This is a genomic window from Rhodococcus sp. 05-2254-6 (genome assembly GCF_002258565.1).
Lineage (GTDB): Bacteria > Actinomycetota > Actinomycetes > Mycobacteriales > Mycobacteriaceae > Rhodococcoides.
In genome coordinates this window covers 1-16,912 of record NZ_NOZF01000115.1, presented here as the reverse complement: position 1 = coordinate 16,912, position 16,912 = coordinate 1, and the positions used below count along the sequence as shown (strand labels likewise).

At 59.8% G+C, this 16,912-nt stretch carries 18 protein-coding genes, 1 tRNA gene and 1 pseudogene; 6 read left to right on the top strand and 14 right to left on the bottom strand.

Annotated features, from left to right (window positions below; all coding sequences use genetic code 11):
• Window positions 1-178: 178 nt before the first annotated feature.
• The 4 genes from CH256_RS15110 to CH256_RS15095 form a co-directional block, all read right to left on the bottom strand.
• Window positions 179-1,054: a DUF2637 domain-containing protein gene (locus tag CH256_RS15110; protein ID WP_094669968.1), complete on the bottom strand. Its 876-nt coding sequence runs from the start codon at window positions 1,052-1,054 to the stop codon at window positions 179-181.
• Window positions 1,051-1,401 (bottom strand): hypothetical protein, encoded by a 351-nt coding sequence (locus CH256_RS15105; RefSeq protein ID WP_037192087.1) that lies wholly within the window; start codon window positions 1,399-1,401, stop codon window positions 1,051-1,053. The genes CH256_RS15110 and CH256_RS15105 overlap by 4 nt, the downstream gene beginning before the upstream one ends.
• Entirely contained in the window at window positions 1,401-2,189 is a 789-nt protein-coding gene (locus CH256_RS15100; protein WP_037192085.1) for a ParA family protein, read from the bottom strand. Before CH256_RS15100 ends, CH256_RS15105 begins: the two co-directional genes overlap by 1 nt.
• A gap of 1,173 nt (window positions 2,190-3,362) precedes the next feature.
• A complete protein-coding gene (locus tag CH256_RS15095) occupies window positions 3,363-3,560 on the bottom strand; it encodes an excisionase family DNA-binding protein (protein ID WP_032368532.1) in 198 nt (65 codons plus the stop codon).
• A gap of 139 nt (window positions 3,561-3,699) precedes the next feature.
• On the opposite strand from CH256_RS15095, the gene CH256_RS15090 reads away from it, so the two are divergent.
• From CH256_RS15090 to CH256_RS27690, 5 genes are all read left to right on the top strand, one after another.
• Window positions 3,700-4,335: a helix-turn-helix domain-containing protein gene (locus tag CH256_RS15090; RefSeq protein WP_094669967.1), complete on the top strand. Its 636-nt coding sequence runs from the start codon at window positions 3,700-3,702 to the stop codon at window positions 4,333-4,335.
• A gap of 490 nt (window positions 4,336-4,825) precedes the next feature.
• Window positions 4,826-5,527 (top strand): site-specific integrase, encoded by a 702-nt coding sequence (locus CH256_RS28600; RefSeq protein ID WP_256989445.1) that lies wholly within the window; start codon window positions 4,826-4,828, stop codon window positions 5,525-5,527.
• Window positions 5,528-5,710: 183 nt separating this feature from the next.
• Entirely contained in the window at window positions 5,711-6,508 is a 798-nt protein-coding gene (locus CH256_RS15080) for a sce7726 family protein (protein ID WP_094669965.1), read from the top strand.
• Window positions 6,505-7,494 carry a sce7725 family protein gene (locus CH256_RS27695; protein ID WP_179272117.1) on the top strand — a complete coding sequence of 330 codons (990 nt, stop codon included), beginning with the start codon at window positions 6,505-6,507 and terminating at the stop codon, window positions 7,492-7,494. Before CH256_RS15080 ends, CH256_RS27695 begins: the two co-directional genes overlap by 4 nt.
• 44 nt (window positions 7,495-7,538) lie before the next feature.
• A complete protein-coding gene (locus tag CH256_RS27690; protein ID WP_143536585.1) occupies window positions 7,539-8,582 on the top strand; it encodes an RES family NAD+ phosphorylase in 1,044 nt (347 codons plus the stop codon).
• A 238-nt stretch (window positions 8,583-8,820) separates the two neighbouring features.
• Here the strand turns inward: CH256_RS27690 and CH256_RS27685 are convergent, their stop codons facing one another.
• From CH256_RS27685 to CH256_RS15035, 9 genes are all read right to left on the bottom strand, one after another.
• Entirely contained in the window at window positions 8,821-9,186 is a 366-nt protein-coding gene (locus CH256_RS27685) for a hypothetical protein (protein WP_143536584.1), read from the bottom strand.
• Complete coding sequence (locus CH256_RS29000) at window positions 9,123-9,419, bottom strand: mobilome CxxCx(11)CxxC protein (protein WP_373454827.1); 297 nt, start codon at window positions 9,417-9,419, stop codon at window positions 9,123-9,125. The genes CH256_RS27685 and CH256_RS29000 overlap by 64 nt, the downstream gene beginning before the upstream one ends.
• Before the next feature lie 221 nt (window positions 9,420-9,640).
• A tRNA-Leu gene (locus CH256_RS15065) sits at window positions 9,641-9,714 on the bottom strand.
• Window positions 9,715-9,758: 44 nt separating this feature from the next.
• Window positions 9,759-11,210: a short-chain fatty acid transporter gene (locus CH256_RS15060; protein WP_094669962.1), complete on the bottom strand. Its 1,452-nt coding sequence runs from the start codon at window positions 11,208-11,210 to the stop codon at window positions 9,759-9,761.
• Between the two features lie 116 nt (window positions 11,211-11,326).
• Complete coding sequence (locus CH256_RS15055) at window positions 11,327-12,271, bottom strand: Ppx/GppA phosphatase family protein (RefSeq protein WP_094669961.1); 945 nt, start codon at window positions 12,269-12,271, stop codon at window positions 11,327-11,329.
• Window positions 12,268-12,798, bottom strand: a complete 531-nt coding sequence (locus CH256_RS15050; RefSeq protein WP_032404265.1) for a DUF501 domain-containing protein — start codon at window positions 12,796-12,798, stop codon at window positions 12,268-12,270. Before CH256_RS15050 ends, CH256_RS15055 begins: the two co-directional genes overlap by 4 nt.
• The gene (locus tag CH256_RS15045; protein ID WP_231911399.1) at window positions 12,795-13,508 is read right to left on the bottom strand and encodes an FtsB family cell division protein; all 714 of its coding nucleotides are present in this window, start codon (window positions 13,506-13,508) and stop codon (window positions 12,795-12,797) included. The genes CH256_RS15050 and CH256_RS15045 overlap by 4 nt, the downstream gene beginning before the upstream one ends.
• A gap of 34 nt (window positions 13,509-13,542) precedes the next feature.
• Window positions 13,543-14,829, bottom strand: a complete 1,287-nt coding sequence (gene eno, locus CH256_RS15040) for a phosphopyruvate hydratase (RefSeq protein ID WP_094639587.1) — start codon at window positions 14,827-14,829, stop codon at window positions 13,543-13,545.
• Between the two features lie 88 nt (window positions 14,830-14,917).
• Entirely contained in the window at window positions 14,918-15,640 is a 723-nt protein-coding gene (locus tag CH256_RS15035; RefSeq protein WP_094639811.1) for a lytic transglycosylase domain-containing protein, read from the bottom strand.
• Between the two features lie 177 nt (window positions 15,641-15,817).
• Here CH256_RS15035 and efeU point away from each other — a divergent pair, with 177 nt between their 5' ends.
• Window positions 15,818-16,699: an iron uptake transporter permease EfeU gene (efeU, locus tag CH256_RS15030; RefSeq protein WP_094639586.1), complete on the top strand. Its 882-nt coding sequence runs from the start codon at window positions 15,818-15,820 to the stop codon at window positions 16,697-16,699.
• Window positions 16,700-16,791: 92 nt separating this feature from the next.
• Here efeU and CH256_RS28995 read toward each other — a convergent pair.
• Window positions 16,792-16,912 (bottom strand): annotated as a pseudogene (locus tag CH256_RS28995) (iron uptake system protein EfeO); the annotation flags it as partial.

Here is a 16,912-nt window from a genome sequence, read left to right as displayed (position 1 = left end):
TGCTGTGCGGAGCGCAGCGGAGCTCAAATCCGGAGACCGCCGGAGGTGGTCCCAGGGCAGCGCGCGCCTCGACGCAGACTGAGCCAACCGGGCGCGACCACCTCACAGCCATCAACAGCCTGGGGTGATTGCGCGGGAGCGACGGAAAGCAACCAGGCTCGATGTCGCGGTAGCACTTCTATCCTGCGGACATGCGGTCACGCTCGGTGGCTAGCGTGTCATCAAACTTGGATTGCCCGTCCTCGTGGCCATCGACGATCCCTGCGGTGATTTCTTCCCACTTCCGATATCGGCGCATCGCGGTCGATGCAACGGAGCCGTCCGTTTCTCTACCGATTCGTGCCCACGACCATTCGCGGTGGGCGTGTCGGAGCCGCGCTGTCTCCGCAACTTCGGGCGTGAGGCCGTCTGGATGTCGCCGGTGGGAATCCGCCGCGTCGCCCTGTTCACCCCACGAGCCGTCTTCACCCTCTGGATCATCCATGCTCAAGCTTTGGTCTTTGTGGCTGAGCTCGGTATTCGTACGATCCGGTTCTTCTGTTGCAGCACTGGGAGCGAATTCCACTCTGACGGCTCCGCGGGGCGCACGAAGTATGACGGCCAGCACTTCGGTCATCGCGAGGAGCGCAATAGGTGCAATGGTGGCAATACCCGCCGAGACAACGGCCGGAAGCAAGGTCTCACTCAACACTGCGTGGTACGAGTTACCCGCAATCGACGCCGATGCGGCAACACGCAAGATCGTGACGACCAAGCGACGGCCTTTGATCGTGCGGTTGTCCGTGTGATTCGACAGCGCTATGGCTGTCACTGTTGTCGAGACGATTGCACCGTCCAACACCACTGGAATCACCCACGCTTCGCCGGGACCTATCCCAGCCATCACCGCGAGATCACGCAACACAGCGAAACTGAGCCAGAAGGACGCCCCGGCAATGCCTACTGTCAGCGCAACGGCCGTCGAAAGGGCCCACTGCAAAATCGCTGGATGAAGCTCAACAACGTCTGACGGCTTCGCTGTCAACGGGGTAGCTGTGGAGTGCGATCGGCTCATCGGATTCTCGGTCCTCGTGCGAGAGGGCCCGTTCGTTGCGGAAACGGCACACCGTCGTTGAATCTGTTGCGCAACAACTCCAAGTAGTCTTCGATGGCCGCATTGACGAGATCCGACGGGCCCCGCGGCGCGCCGGGCGTTGCGGACAACGCTTCGGCTGCGTTGAGAAGATCGTCGACGGTGGACTGGTACAGGTAGTACGAACGCTTCTGTTTTGCGTTGTCCGGTGACGGTTGCGCACCGGTCTCGGCCGACGAAACAGAGTCGTGGGGCTGCCGCGAGTTCTCCGGCGGATCGACCGGGCTCGATCCGGCGAGTGCGCTCTTCATGCGTTCGGGCCGGGCCATCACAGGTGTCCCTTCGTGAGCAGCGCAAGAGTGTCGCGATAGATCGTCGACAGGCTGCGAGATTGCGTTGTCCCCCAGTCGACCAGGCTGGTTTGGGCCTCCATCGAGTCTTTGATGACAACCCGCTTGGGAACGGCGTCACCGAGGATGTTGATGCTCGCGGCGATCTCGATCAATTGTTCTCGACCGCTGATCGTCGCGATCTCGTGAAGGTTGACGATCGCACCGAGCATGGCGAGGTCCGGGTTGTAGCTGCGCTTGACTGCATCGATGGTGCGCAGCAATCGCGCGAGTCCATTGGCTGAGAACAGCGCGGACTGAGTCACGACGACGGCGGCACGCGCTGCAACAAGGGCGTTGATAGTCAGCAGATCGAGGCTAGGTGGGCAATCGATGAGGATCACGTCGTACACGCCTCGTACGGCGTCGATTGCGTCGCGAAGCCGCCGTTCTCGGCCGGCACCGGCAACGACCAATTGATCGCGGACATAGGCCAGGGACTCGTTTCCCGGCGACGTGGGTACCAGGTCTACGCCAGGCCAGATGGTGGGGACGACAGCATCGGCGATGGTCGCGTTCGACGACTCGGCAAGTACGTCGGCAACACCGACATCGTCGCTCTCTAGCTCGGTTCTGGTCAGGACAGTGCTGGCGTTGCCTTGCGGATCCACGTCGATAACGAGTGCTCGCTTCCCCGCTTGGGCAACGGCGTAGGCGAGGTGAAAGACGGTGGTGGTCTTGCCCACTCCGCCCTTCTGATTGCAGAACGCAAAGATGTCAGCGGGCATGGTGGGTCTCACTTTCCATGGATGAATGGGACGAACTGGCGGTACAGCGGGAATGGGATGTCATGCACGCCTTGGAACCGAAGGATGAGTCGCACCCTGTAGAAGGGTTGGATGTATTGCAGGTACGGGGCTCGAGGCGTGATTCGCGTGCCATAGGCGAAAGGCGCGCCATAGGGGCATGAGAAGCATTTACTTCCAACACATCCCAAGCGCGACTCGCATCCTCTGTGGGTAATGGAGGTGTAACCACCGCAGGATGTATAACGCCCGTCGCCGGCAAGTCATCTGAGGCACTCTTTGCGGGTAATTCAGGTACGGCAGTCGCGGAGAATTCCGCCGCCGCACCGCTAGCGGGATCGGCCTGCACCGGCGAACTTCTGTGCTGGCGTCCGAGCAGCCAAATGTGTTGCTCTGGTCTGATCTTCGGGGAATCGACGTGCACAACGGACGAGAGCAAGAGAGCGGCACGGACTGAACGATCGAGGTCCGAAAGATGGTTAGCCATGAAAGGCAACTCGTTGGTGTCAGCATTGCAGATGGGTCGAGAGCTCAACTGGTACCTCCATAGTGGTGACGGATGAAAGACAAGGGACTTCGTTCATTTCCTCCGGACCCCCCATGGCCCCTGAGCCAATTTCCGCACCCACGTTGTCCGCTCCACGCCCGATAGCCCCGCGCCTCGGTGGGCGCGCGGCTAATCGGTATCGCCACCCGCTCGATGATCAGTCGAGCTGGTGGTGCCTCGGGGCCGGTCTCCGAGGATTTACAAAGGGTGCACAGGCCGGCGGCAGGCTGGTGTTACGTCGGGCTCTGCCAGAAAACGACGCTGCGACAGCGACTGCGGGCGGACTTCAACGGCACACGGCACCCACGCAGGAGTGCGGCGCGACGCAGACAATCGCGTAAACAGTGTGTACACAGATGGATTCACCGAGACTTGGGTAAATCCAGCCTCCACTCATCCGCGCTTCAAGTCGACAACATCTCGAAGCAGAACGAGGTCATGAGTGCGGCAAAACGCCTTGTGAGGCGCATCAGGACCGATTAGTATCCGTGGGTGAAGCTCCTTCCTGCAAGGTGGGGATTTCGAGGACGCCCTCGGCACCGGTGCTCGTAACACCGGAACTCGCCGGGGGCGTCTCTAGTTCGTAGGGGTCTGCGGTGAGAGGCATGTCAGGCAACGCCCGAGCTGACGCGTGCCGCCTCCTCCAGTCCGACGATGTATTCGTCAATGGCCGTGTCGGGAATCAGTCGGCGCTTACCGACCTTGACGCTGCGAATCTCACCGGCCGCAAGCTTGTTGAACAGGTTGGAGCGTCCGAGACCCGTCCGAGCCATCGCTTCCTGGACCGAATACAACCGTCGAGACATGGTGTTTCCTCTCCGCATATTGTGTAATTTCACCACAATCGCGCACTCGATCGAGCACCGTCCATGTGGTTCCACCACAAGGTAGCAATTCAGTAGCATTGCCACAACACATACGGAGAATCGGCTAGACTGCGTGCTTATGACACAGTTTTGGGCTGAACAGCTAGTGGCCCGCGTCGCCGGTGAAGTTCGGCGGCTCCGAGGTAAGGAGCACTCGGGACTGTCAGCGGCGAGACTTGCAGATCGCACCGTAGAGATCGGTTATGGGATCTCGCGGTCGGTGGTCGCCGATCTGGAGACAGGGCGCAAGAAGAGCATCGACGTACCGGAGCTTCTGGTTCTCGCCGCAGCCCTCGGTGTTTCGCCGGCCCAACTGGTTTTTCCTGATCTCCCCAGAGGCAAAGTCGAGGTACTCCCAGGGCTCGAACAGGAGTCCCACGATGCACTGCAATGGTTCAGCGGTGAAGCGGGGTTGATGAAGCCTTCGACCGACTGGTCGGAACGTGGGGACGAAGAGCCCATGGACGTGTGGGTCCGCGAGCAGTTCGATCCCAAGAACGATCGGGTGGGCATTGCGCGCGAGTGGCTAAAGGCGTTGCAGGCGATGCGGCGCGCACGCGTTCAGATGCGCAACGGCCTCTCCAAACAAGACTCGGTGGAGCACGTCGAGGCGATGAAGTTTATGTATGAGGACGCGAGACGACGCTCCGAGGAACTGTTTCGTCAGATGACCGAGCTCGACATGAACGTCGGTGATGAGGTGTCCGATGGCTAGGCAACAACTACCCCCACAGATCCGCAAAATTTCCGTGCGGGACCGAAAATCCGGCCGACAACTCACACGCTACGAAGTCACGGTAGACACCGGAAGCAAGACGACCGTGAAGGTGAACGCAGCCGGCGTACCACAAACGGTGACCCGCCGGACGCAGAGTCGCCGTCGATACTCGACCGAGCAAGCAGCCCGAAGCGCACTTGCGGAGACGCTCAACTCGGTGAATAACGGCCTCTACGTTCACACCTCACAGTTGACAGTCGAGATGGCCGTCAACTATTGGCTCGAGTCTAAACACTCTCTGAAGCCGTCCTCCCTGCATGGCCACCGAACAAATTTGCAGCCTGTGATCTCCGAGCTCGGGCATATTCCGGTTCAGAAGCTCACGAAGCCCAACGTCGAGTCCTTGGTGAGAAACCTCCGCAACGGAGGACTTCCGACAAAGCAGGGACGACCTCGGAAACCATGGTCGGCGAGGACCGTGAACTACATGCTGGGACTGATCACTGCGATCCTGCAAGATCAGATGAAGCAGGGAAATGTAATTCGGAACGTCGGTGCCATGGTCGATCGGCTTCCCGCCGAGGCTACCGAGATGCAGACACTCTCCAAAATAGAAGTCGACAAGTTGCTCGCGCACGTGGCTCGCGAGCCGATGCAACATGCCTGGCAGCTGGCGATGCACGGGATGCGGCGAGGCGAAATCGCCGGCCTCCGATGGGAGGACGTCGACCTAGACAAAGCAAAACTAAAAGTCGCTAACACCCGCATCGCGGTTGGCAGCGACATCATCGAGGGTCCACCGAAGACCAAGAAGTCTCGACGAACGCTTCCGATCTCGAAGCCACTCGAGGCAGCGCTCCGGGCGGCGAGAGCGCAGCAGGCCAGGGACAAGCTGAGCCTCGGCGAGCACTACCAGGAATCTGAATATGTAGTCCGGTTGCCCAGCGGGCAGGCCGTGCACCCGAATCTTCTGACCTTTCGGTGGAAGAAGATTCTTGAGTCCGCCCAGCTCAGGCATGTGCGTTTGCACGACGCTCGACATACCTGCGCGACGCTCATGCATCTCCAGGGGATCCCGATCGCAGTAATTGCTGCGTGGCTTGGCCACGCCTCAGCGGCGTTCACCCTAAGTGTGTACACGCACTCGCAGGAAGACGCACTGCTTGACGCAGCGAGCAGCTTTACATGACCGAACTTCAACACAAGCGATCCACCTTGCCTGACGCGGGCAGCGCGTCAGACTTCGCCCCCGCGAAGCAAAGGATATGCTAAGCGCACGGATCGAGATAGAGAGGCGAGGAAAATTCTTACCCAGGCAGCGGTCGGACACAAGGCCAAATCGATTGTGTCTCCGGCGACGATCAGAAGGGTAATGAAGGGGGACGCCCCACTCGCCGTCGACCGAGCGCTGCATGCCCTAGCCAAGGACGGCCTCATCAAGGTCAACTCGACACGATCAGTCGCAATAGATGCCGTCCACGACTATCTTAAGTCTACCTACCAGCTTGAGCATGTTTACAAATCAGCAATAGCGCACAAACGCTTCCTGGCAAGGCATAACCCATCAACTGCATCTATACTAACCGAATTCTCGGTTGGTTCATCATGCATCGATTCAGTCATCGTCAACGGGCACGCCACGGGCTACGAAATCAAGACAGAGTTCGATACTCCAACGAAATTAATCAAACAGATCAACGATTACTATAAAGCATTTCGCCACGTCTACGTAGTGGTAAAAGACACCGATAGTCAACGTTACTGTGACGTACTTGCCGATACCAAAACAGGGCTTCTATCCCTCACCAAGCGCGGGCACCTCTCGGAAAGAAAGCCGGCCATAGAGTGCGTCGAGCATCTTAACATCGAAACAATGCTAAAATCCTTGAGGAAACCTGAGTATACGGCTCTGGTTGGAGAATGGCTTGGATACTGCCCAACTACCACGCCCGTGAATCACTTTCGCACATGTCTGGAAATCAGCAACGAGATCGAGGCTGTAGACTTTCAACGTCGTTTTGAAGATCAGTTGCGCAAGCGAATCCTCCGTCACCCTGGCAGTTTCGAACAGATGCCTTGCGACGCACTTAAGCACGTCTACCTACAGCTAAATCCGACCAAGATCGAATACGAAAGAATTGATTCCTGGCTGATGGGACGAATAAAGTGACATACTTTCCATATCTGCGGGGAAAGCAGTTCGAATTGCTCAGCGTAAAGGAGCTCGCAGAGCGCGGTGATCTAGTCAACGGCATACAACCCGTAATTGAGCCAGTCCGAACTCTCGATAACAGTGCTCTAGGACGGACCTTGGCTTCGTTCAATAAGCATGGCATTGCGTCGACACTCATCGTGAATCCTCTAGTTGGCGAACATGCATCAGCCGACGGAGTTGCAACCGTACTCAAATTCTTAGAAGATTCTGAAACGGGTGTAAGCGTTTCTGCACTCGGGGTCTTAGTGGACGCAACGGTAGATTTACGTGCGATCTTCGAACAGATTGGGCAACGCGAAGGTCCAACGTTACCAACCCATCTCTTTCACCGTGGCTACAACCCGGATCTTCCCCAACTGATCATAAATGGCGTTGCTCCCAATATATCAACGAATTTCGCAGAAAATAGAGAACTACAACGTCTCTACGATGTCGACCTTATGGACGACCCTGATATTTTCATACAGTGGCGCAAGATGACATTCATCCGCTGGAAGGATCATTTTACTAAATTACAACGAAATATCGACTACGTCGACCGGCCGGAGCAGCTTTTCTCCGCCGACGCTATTTATCTAGAGGAGGAGAATTGGGATGGATTGTCCGACTATCAGACGGTCGGACAGGGCTTTAACGAGGGTGGGCGTTTGCCTTGGGCAGTTGTCATTCATCTCACGTACCAGAAAAAGCCCGGTGGCCCCATTTTCATATCACATTTCTGCTCCGACTCGAACGATGACGCGTCGGACACCGCAGGAAAGTTTGGAGAGGCATTAGCAAAGCTAGTCAAATTTACTGTGACGAACAAACTTAGCAACCCGGCTATCGCAGCTTTCAGAACGCATCTTGAGAATGATTCTTTTCCTGGCCTAGGGACGGTCAAGAAATTGTCGGTGCAAAACCACATCTATGTAATGAAGACCGCGATGGGGATTCAGTGAAGGGATGCCGCAACTGCTTCAAGCCCCACGGTGGACCAGTCGCATTGACCACGGCCAGACCAGAACGTGGCGCTTGCGATTTTTGCTCTTCAGCTGAAAGCGACGGGTTTGTTTGGGAGTTAACCCAATGGTCCGACTCTTTCGCACAATTACTAGACAACTACAACGTCGACCCGAAAGGTGTCTCAATTGAGACCTGTTTGGTCGCTGACTGGGACTTTTTTAGGTTTACAGACCAGTCAACAATACGAAGGTTTCTAAGTGGAGTTTTTCCTGATGGACATAAGCTCATCGAAGGTGACGTAAGCGTCGGCCACCGACTCGGTTCTGAAGCGCACACACTTATCGAGGACTGGGACCGTCTAGTAAGCCATCTACGCACAAGGAACAGATTTTTTCCCCCGGCTGACACTCCGTACTCGAAGCTGAAACCGCTGGGCGAAATCATTGGCCAGAACTGGCGCACTGTCTCGCTCGGTACCAGCCTGTACAGGGGCCGACCCGTAACCAAGCCCGAGCCCCTGCCCATTGCCGAGATGGGAATGCCTCCGAGTCACCTCGCACGCGGCGGCCGTGGCAACCCGGCAGGAATTCCGCACCTTTACCTTGCCTTTGATATGGAAACTTGCGTCGCTGAATGTCGATCAGGCATGAATGAGTTTGTATCTATTGCTGAGTTCTCCGCTAGCCGCGATTTTCGAACTCTTGATCTCGAAACACTTGAGGCCATAAACCCGTTCGTTGCGGGAAGTGATGGCGACATCTCAAATTACTTACACGCGCGAGCTGTACTAAAACGACTCCGTACAGAAATATCAATCCCGGCTAGATCATCCGATTCGAATCTGGATTATATATCCACGCAATTTCTATGTGAATTTGTTAAAAGTCTAGGCCTTAGCGGTGTTATCTATCCAAGTACACTGAATCCTAAAGGCATCAATCTTGTTCTTTTCGACGAAACCCTTGTCGACTGCTCGTCTGCAGCACAGTGCTACCAGGTCACCCAAAACCATCTTAAAATCGAATCAGTCGTACCTTCGACAACCCGCCCAACTACAACCGACAACCCCAACGCTTTGACTTGACGGAACTAGACAAAAGTCACCGATAACAACGAACGGTTGGATCGCCCACGCCCGACTGCTTTACATATTTCACTTACCGCAGCATGCGCAGCTAGAACCAGTGGGCCCTGACGAGATTCTACTTGTATCGAAAGTTCTCCGTAAAGCCGCCCACTGTTTGGCGCGCCTCCTCCGATATATCGGTTGATTTAAGTAATAAAATTCGATTGCTCACCCGACGTTAGTGCTGCGAAACCATTCAAAACGGTCCCAACTCGACTACCGGACCTTCGTTTGGGGAAGTTACCACATACTCCACTTGTTGTTGGATATAAATGGTAGGTGCAATCGAAAATCCGGCACATAGTTTTTGTCGCTCGAACAGCGCAGCTCTCATCCCCAATCGGCTTTTCTGGGAGAAAGATTTGTTGCGCGAGTCGCCGTTGCGTTGCCCGGAATCCTGCGCTTCGATCACATCATAGATCGCACGGAAATCCTGAAGCACTGGCGGCGGGCTGTACGCAAGCCTCCTGTACGATTCGGCAATCTGACGATTAGCCATCATTGAACCGCCCGCATACGTTCTCTTTTGTTCCAACGATCGATTAGCGACCAAAGACTCCACAAAAGCTGAACGGTGCCAAGTATCGCTGAGATCACGAGAACCAAGTCCAAGGCGGACGAGGGGATGCCAACGACCGCAACCCCAGCTACGACGATCGGCACTACAAAGCCGGCGAACAGGAGCGCTTTCAGCCGTGGATTATAGCGCTGCGCTCTTAGTTCGAAGTTACGTGCAGTACCGTCGGCGGACAGAGCACGGTCCCCGTGTCTCTCGCCGCATCTGGTTGAACGCATCTTTGTTTGGATCCTGTGGCGTCAACGTCTGGTCCGTCCATCGCGAGCAGCGCAATCTTCCAGATCGCGTCGCTAGCCAAGTACGCAGCAAAGAACCCGTGAACGTTGCCCCCTGGTGCAGTTCGGCATGACTTATTTTGAGTTGTGACATTCTGTGACACCGAAGTGCGTGTTCGAACCATGATTGAAGCGCCGTAACGCTCTGACCTGGTGAAACAGAGTGCCCCCAGTCGGACTCGAACCGACACTGTGCGGATTTTAAGTCCGCTGCCTCTGCCAATTGGGCTATGGGGGCCACCGCTGGACTCTGGCTCCAGCGGTGACGATCATATCGGGCTGCTACTGCGCCGGGATGACCGGCGGCACGAAGTCGAAGGTCATGCCGAGGAGCCACACGAGCAGCAGGACCACCGGGAAGTGAAAGATGAACTGCAGGAACGTGAATCCGATCAGATCGCGTGCTCGCAGACCCAAAACCGCCAGCAGGGGCAGCATGAAGAACGGGTTGATCAAATTCGGCAGCGCCTCGGCCACGTTGTAGATCTGGACCGTCCAGCCGAGGTTCATCTGCACGTCCGTCGCCGACTGCATCACGTACGGCGCTTCGACGAGCCACTTGCCACCGCCCGAGGGAACGAAGAGTCCGAGCACGACGGTGTAGATCGCGATGACCACCGCGAAGCCTCCACCGGACCCGATTTCGGTGAAGAAGGTCGCCAGATGCTCGGAGATCGTGATGCCTCCCCGGCCCTCCGCCTCGGTGAGCATGGCCGCCATCGCCGCGTACAGCGGAAACTGCACCAGAATTCCGGCCGTCGCGGGGACTGCTTTACTCACTGCATCGAGGAATCGCCGCGGGGTTCCGTGCAGCACCAGCCCTAGCATCAGGAACACCAGGAGATACCCGTTGAGGCTGCTGACCACCGACAGCACCGGTAGCGTCAACAACTGAGAGACAAGCCATCCCAGGGTCATGGCTCCCGCGAACAAGGGCAGGATTCGGCTGTACTCGAGCCACTCACCCGGCCTCGAACGCGGAGCAGGCTCCGCGACGGTGTCGTCGAGATCGACCTCCATGTCTGCGGCAGTCTTGATCGCGGCACCCTTTGGAGCGGACACATGTGCGATGACGACCGTCAGCACGATGATGATCACGCACATCAGCAACGACTGCCACGTGAAGATGGTCTTACCGAAGTCGAGCACACCGGTGACCGAAAGCAACGTTGCCGGAAGCGAACTGGCCGTCGCCTGCAGCTGCGCAGCCGAGGACGACATTCCCAGCGCCCACACCGCCCCGAGTCCCATGAACGCAGCCGCGCCCAGCGCTCGGTAGTCCACGCGGAGATCGTCACGTCGCGCGATGGCACGGGCCAGCAGTCCTGCGAAAACCAGCGATAGCCCCCAGTTGAGGAACGACACCGAGCAGGACAGTAGAGCCACGAAACTGACTGCGCTACTGGAACTCTTGGGTACCTGCGCCAATCGGGTGATCAATCTGGCGACCGGCGGAGATGTGGCCACGACGTAGCCGGTGAGAACGACCATCGCCATCTGCAGGGTGAAGGCGGTCAGATCCCAGAAGCCGTTTCCGAACGCGTCGACGACGTTCTGCGGAGACGACCCGTTGGCGAAAGCAGCGACAGCCACGACCACCACGCCGACGAGAGCGAAGATGTAGGCGTCGGGAAACCACTTCTCGGTTCCCCTGGCGAGCATCTGCGCGACGCGCGCCAAACCTTTCTCGGCCGGCGCCTGATCGGCCGGAATCTGCTCGGCGGGTGACGTCATCGGTGGTCCTCACCTCGAAGGGAGCCGTGACGTGGGCCACAGCACATGTAAGGTTTCACCGAATCATGCAGTGATGCAACCTACATCACCGCAGACCGCATCTGCAGAATTGCAGATCAGATCTTGATGGACATCGCGATGCCGTCGAGGATGTCGTGCTCACTGACCGTCAACGAGCTCACAGCACCGCGTCGCTCGAACTCCTCGGCCAACACACTGCACACAATTGCGCCGCCGCCGATGACGTCGACCCGTCCGGGGTGCATGGGGCCCAACGCACTTCGCTGCGTATGCGTCATGCCGATCAGTCGCTCGCACACCTCGAACAACTCCGAGAATGGCACACGGGACAAATGCACCGCATCTGCGTCGTACTCGGGCAATTCCTTGGCGATGGCGGCAATGGTCGTCATCGTGCCGGCCACCCCCACCCAGCTCGACGCGTCGCCGATCGACACTTCCTCGAACGCCTCCGCCAACTTCTCGCGGGCGTATTCACGCGCGCCGTTGATCTCGTCCGCGGTGGGCGGGTCGGAATGCAGGAAACGCTCGGTCAGACGAACGCAGCCGATGTTGGCCGAGAACGCCGCCATCACTCCTTTGGCGTCGCCCAGTACGAGCTCGGTGGAACCGCCGCCCAGATCGACAACCAGGAAAGGTCCTGCAGCAGAGTCGAGTTCACCGACAGCACCGGCGAAGGACAACCGAGCCTCCTCGTCGCCGGTGATCACCTCGGCTTCGGCACCGGGGATGACTTTGCCGAGTACCTCGCGCACCATCGAGAAGAAATCCTCGCGATTGGACGCATCACGTGTGGCCGAGGTGGCGACCATGCGCACTGCGGTGGCCCCGGTCTTGCGAATGATCTCGGCGTATTCGACCAACGCCACCCGGGTGCGCTCGATGGCCTCGGGAACGAATGCTCCGGTGGCGTCGACTCCCTGGCCGAGTCGCACGATGCGCATCTCCCGAGCGACGTCGGCGAGGGATTTGCCGTTGTTGTCGGCGACGAGCAGGCGGATCGAGTTGGTGCCGCAATCTATTGCTGCAACCCTGGTCATGATTTCTCCGCACGTAGTTCTTCGATGGTCGGCCAGTCGGCCGGAATAGCTTTGCCGCGCAACGAATTCTCGGCGGCCAACGCAACCGACTCATCACCCAGCGGGTTGACGCCCGGGCCCTTGGCCAACGAGTGCGCGATCAGCACGTGGAGGCACTTGACCCGATCGGGCATGCCGCCACCGGTGAAATCGGTTCCGAGAGATTCGATCTCGTCACGCTCGGCCAGATAGGACTGATGGGCGCGCAGGTACGCCGCAGCCAATTCCGGGTCGGTACCGAGACGTTCGGTCATCTCGCGCATCACGCCGGCCGATTCCTGCCGACTCGCCTCGGCCGTCAGCCGCGGGTCCGTCAAGTAGAACAGGGTGGGAAAAGGCGTGCCGTCGGGCAGCTTCGGGGCGGTTTTCACCACACCAGGCCTGCCGTCCGGAGATCGGTACGCGATCTCGAGTACGCCACGCGGTTCACGTCCGAGCTGCGATGCGACCGCATCGAGATCTTCCTGCGAGACTGCCGAGGAATTCACCCGACCGGTCCTCCTTCTGGTTCTGGCACCGGCGGCACGGCCGGCGCGGGTTCTGGCTGTACGAGAGGCATCGGTGCGGACGTCGGCTCCGGGGGCTCGTCCGATCCCTGTGGCTGGACCGCGGTGTTCCACAATTCCGTGTACCACGGTCCCGTCGGAGTGTTGTCCACTGCGAGGTCCTCGGAGCTCGGCGAGTAGTCGCCGGGCAGCTGCACCTGATAGGGCGTCTCTCCCGGCATGACGAAACGCAGACGTTCGCGAGCGTCGGCCGCAATGCGGGACGGCTCGTCGAGTTGAGACTTCTGAACCTGCAGGCGGCTCACGTCGTCTTGCAGCGCCTGCCGTTCGGCCAACACGGATTCGAGCTCACTGCGTTGCGAAAAGTAGGTACGCAGCGGTACTGCCAGCGTCAGTGCCAGCGCACACACCACGACACCGAGAATGACGGCTCGTCCGGTGGACAGTCCGAAGAACGTCCGCTCGGGCATCTTGGGCCGGCGAACACCGACGCGTCGGGGCGCGGCCTTGCCGCCGACCACCGCGTCGCGCACCTGCTCGGAGGGTTCCGGCGGGGTGGCCTGCCGGCCGGAGGCGTTCGCGTCACGCGAGACGCCCCCGGCCTTGGACCGACTCGAAGAGGAGGAACGGCCACGGGGTCGGGGATCACGTCCACCTGGACTGGTCCCGGACCTGCCGCGCCGTGCCATCATTCACTCTCCACTTCGTGTCATACGAGCCTGTTCGCTATCCCTCGTAATTGAACCGGGGGAAAGACAACTCGCCGGCGTAACGCGCCGCGTCGCCCAGAGCTTCTTCGATACGCAGCAACTGGTTGTACTTGGCCACGCGCTCGCTTCGAGCCGGAGCACCGGTCTTGATCTGGCCGCTGCCGACGGCAACTGCCAGGTCAGCGATGGTGGTGTCCTCGGTCTCGCCGGAGCGGTGGCTCATCATCGTCTTGTAGCCGTTGCGGTGCGCGAGATCGACTGCGTCGAGGGTCTCGGTGAGCGTGCCGATCTGGTTGACCTTGACCAGCAGAGCGTTGGCCGCACCCTTGACGATGCCGTCTTCGAGACGCTCGGGGTTGGTGACGAAGAGATCGTCGCCGACGATCTGCACCTTGTCGCCGATGGCCTCGGTGAGCGCAACCCAGCCGTCCCAGTCGTTCTCGTCGAGCGGATCCTCGATGGAAACGAGCGGGTACGCGTCGACGAGCTCGCCGTAGAATGCCGACATCTCCTCGGCGGACTTGGTCTCACGCTCGAAGGCGTAGCCGGTGCCTGCGGTGTAGAACTCGGTGGCCGCCACGTCGAGAGCGAGCGCAACGTCCTGACCGGGCTTGAGGCCGGTCTTGCCGATGGCCTCGAGGATGAGATCGAGGGCAGCCTTGGTGCCTGCGAGGTCGGGAGCGAAGCCGCCCTCGTCGCCGAGGCCGGTGCCCAGGCCCTTGGCCTTGAGCACGGACTTGAGTGCGTGGTAGACCTCCGCACCCCAGCGCAGCGACTCCTTGAAGGTCGGCGCGCCGATGGGGGCGATCATGAACTCCTGCACGTCGACGCCACTGTCGGCGTGCGCGCCACCGTTGATGATGTTCATCATCGGAACGGGGAGGATGTGCGCGTTGGGGCCACCGAGGTAACGGAAGAGTTCGAGTCCGGTGGACTCGGCAGCGGACTTCGCGACCGCGAGCGAAACACCGAGCAGGGCGTTCGCGCCGAGGCGAGACTTGTCGGGCGTGCCGTCCAGGTCCAACAGAGCCTGGTCGACGGTGCGCTGCTCGATGGCGTCCAGGCCGATGACCGCGGGAGCGATCTCGTCCAGCACTGCATTGACGGCCTTCTCGACACCCTTGCCGCCGTAGCGGTCTCCGCCGTCACGAAGCTCGACGGCCTCGTGCTCACCGGTGGATGCACCGGAGGGAACGGCGGCGCGACTCAGCGTCCCGTCGTCCAATGCGACCTCGACCTCGATCGTGGGGTTGCCACGAGAATCGAGGATTTCGCGCGCTCCGACCTGCTCAATGATGGCCACGAATGCTTCTCCTATAAACGGGTACCGACGGACTGTGCCGGGTGCAAGACTAACCGCTCCCCTGTGATGTCCGCGATGCATGGAGGTCCTACGGCCTGGTGCCCACCGAGTACGCGGCCGCACGATCGCGCACATCCCGCAGATACTGACCCGACAGGTTGTAGGCCATCAACGCCGTCTCCCAGCCCTGCGCGGTCCGCAGATCACCGCCACGCGCACATAGGTATCGAGCCGCGGTCAGCGCAGCGTCGTCGATGTTGTCGGGATCGGCGACGCCATCGCCGTTGGCGTCGACACCCCACTTCTTCCACGTCTCGGGAATGAACTGCATGGGGCCCATGGCGCGGTCGAACTCGGTGTCACCGTCCATGACGCCGCCGTCGGTGTCCGGAATCTCGGCGACGCCCGGTCCGCCGTCGAGAGGAATGCCGCGAATCGGCGGTGCGACGAGGCCGTCGGGCGCGACCGACGAACCCTGGTACGTGCCGTGCCGACTTTCGATGTAGCCGATTCCGGCCAGCGTCGTCCACGCGATTCCGCAATCGGCATCCGTCTCGGTCATGATCGCGGCCGCGTGCCCGTACGACGCCAACGCGGTCACCGAAATGCCCAACGCTTCGGTCTGCGGTTCGGCCCAGGCGAGCAACAGATCGGCCGTCCGCCCGGGCGCGTTGAAATCGATGGCCGGCACTTCGGTGCCGGGGCCGGGCGGGATGCCCTCGGGAATCTCTCGCTCGGGTTCACCGGTGCCGCACGCCGTCAACGCGAGAAGGACCGACGCTGTGGCGAGCACGCAGATACGGGAGATCACCACTCCATCCTGCACACGCAAGGTAATAGAAAGCTAAAGACGGAGATAACCCCTGGTCAACGCGCATTCGGGCCGGGTTGCAGGGTGTATGTTCTGGTCAGCCCTCACGCATGAGGGTCGCCTACCCTTTGCGAGGGAAGGCGTACCAATGTTCGACGCACCGCAGGAGCCTGATTCATGCCAGTTCTCGCCGCCGCAGGCTCAGCGCCGTCGATTGCAACCCAGATGTTCGGCAGTGGCTTGATCGGACTGCGCGAAGGGCTCGAGACCGGCATCGTCGTGATGATCCTCGTCGCGTTCCTCGTCAAAGCCGATCGCCGCGACGCGCTCAAGTGGGTGTGGCTGGGAGTAGGCCTGGCCGTCGCCATGGTCGCCGCCATCTTCTTCGTGATCCATTACGGCACGTCCACCGTCACCGGGTTGACCGCCGAGATCATCGCCGGAGCGGCGTCTCTCGTGGCTGTGGTGATCGTGACGGCGATGGTGCTGTGGATGCGCACTGCCGCGAAGAACATCTCCGGAGAACTGCGGGCGAACATGGAGAAAGCGCTGACCGTCGGGCCCGCTGCAGTGCTGACGCTGGCGTTCTTCGCCGTCGGCCGTGAGGGCGTAGAAACCGCGTTGCTCATGGTCGGCTACGCCGAGAACACCAACGGCAGCCTGTGGCCACTGCTGGGACTGCTACTCGGAATCGTCGTCGCCGCTGTCCTGACGGTATTCCTCTACTTCGGTGCCGTGCGCGTCAACTTCGCGGTGTTCTTCGAGTACACCGGCATCTTCCTGATCGTCGTCGCCGCCGGAATCCTCGCCTACGGCATCCGCGCGCTGCAGATCGGTGGAGTCCTGCCCGGCGGCAGCACCGTCGCCTTCGACATCACCGCACACTTCGACGCCTCGAGCTGGTACGGCACCGTGCTCGCCGGCATCTTCAACTTCCGGCCCGAACCCACTGTGTTCCAAGCGATCGCGTGGGTGCTCTACATCGTGATCGTCCTCTACCTCTTCCTCCGCCCGGTCCGCGTTCCCGCGACACCCGAGCCAGCACTGCAATCCTCCTGAAAGGCACCACCACCATGCGTCGTACCACCTACGCTCTGGCCGCCGTCGCGGTTCTGCCGATGGCTCTGGCCGGCTGCACCGAGAAGTCCTCCACCGAGGCCGCGTCGGGCGATATCGCCGTAGACGTAGAACTCGGTGACCTTGCTGCCGTTGTTGGTGATCTGGAACGTCGAGTTCCCGGTGGTGCCCTCGGAAGCACCGACGTCGCAGGAG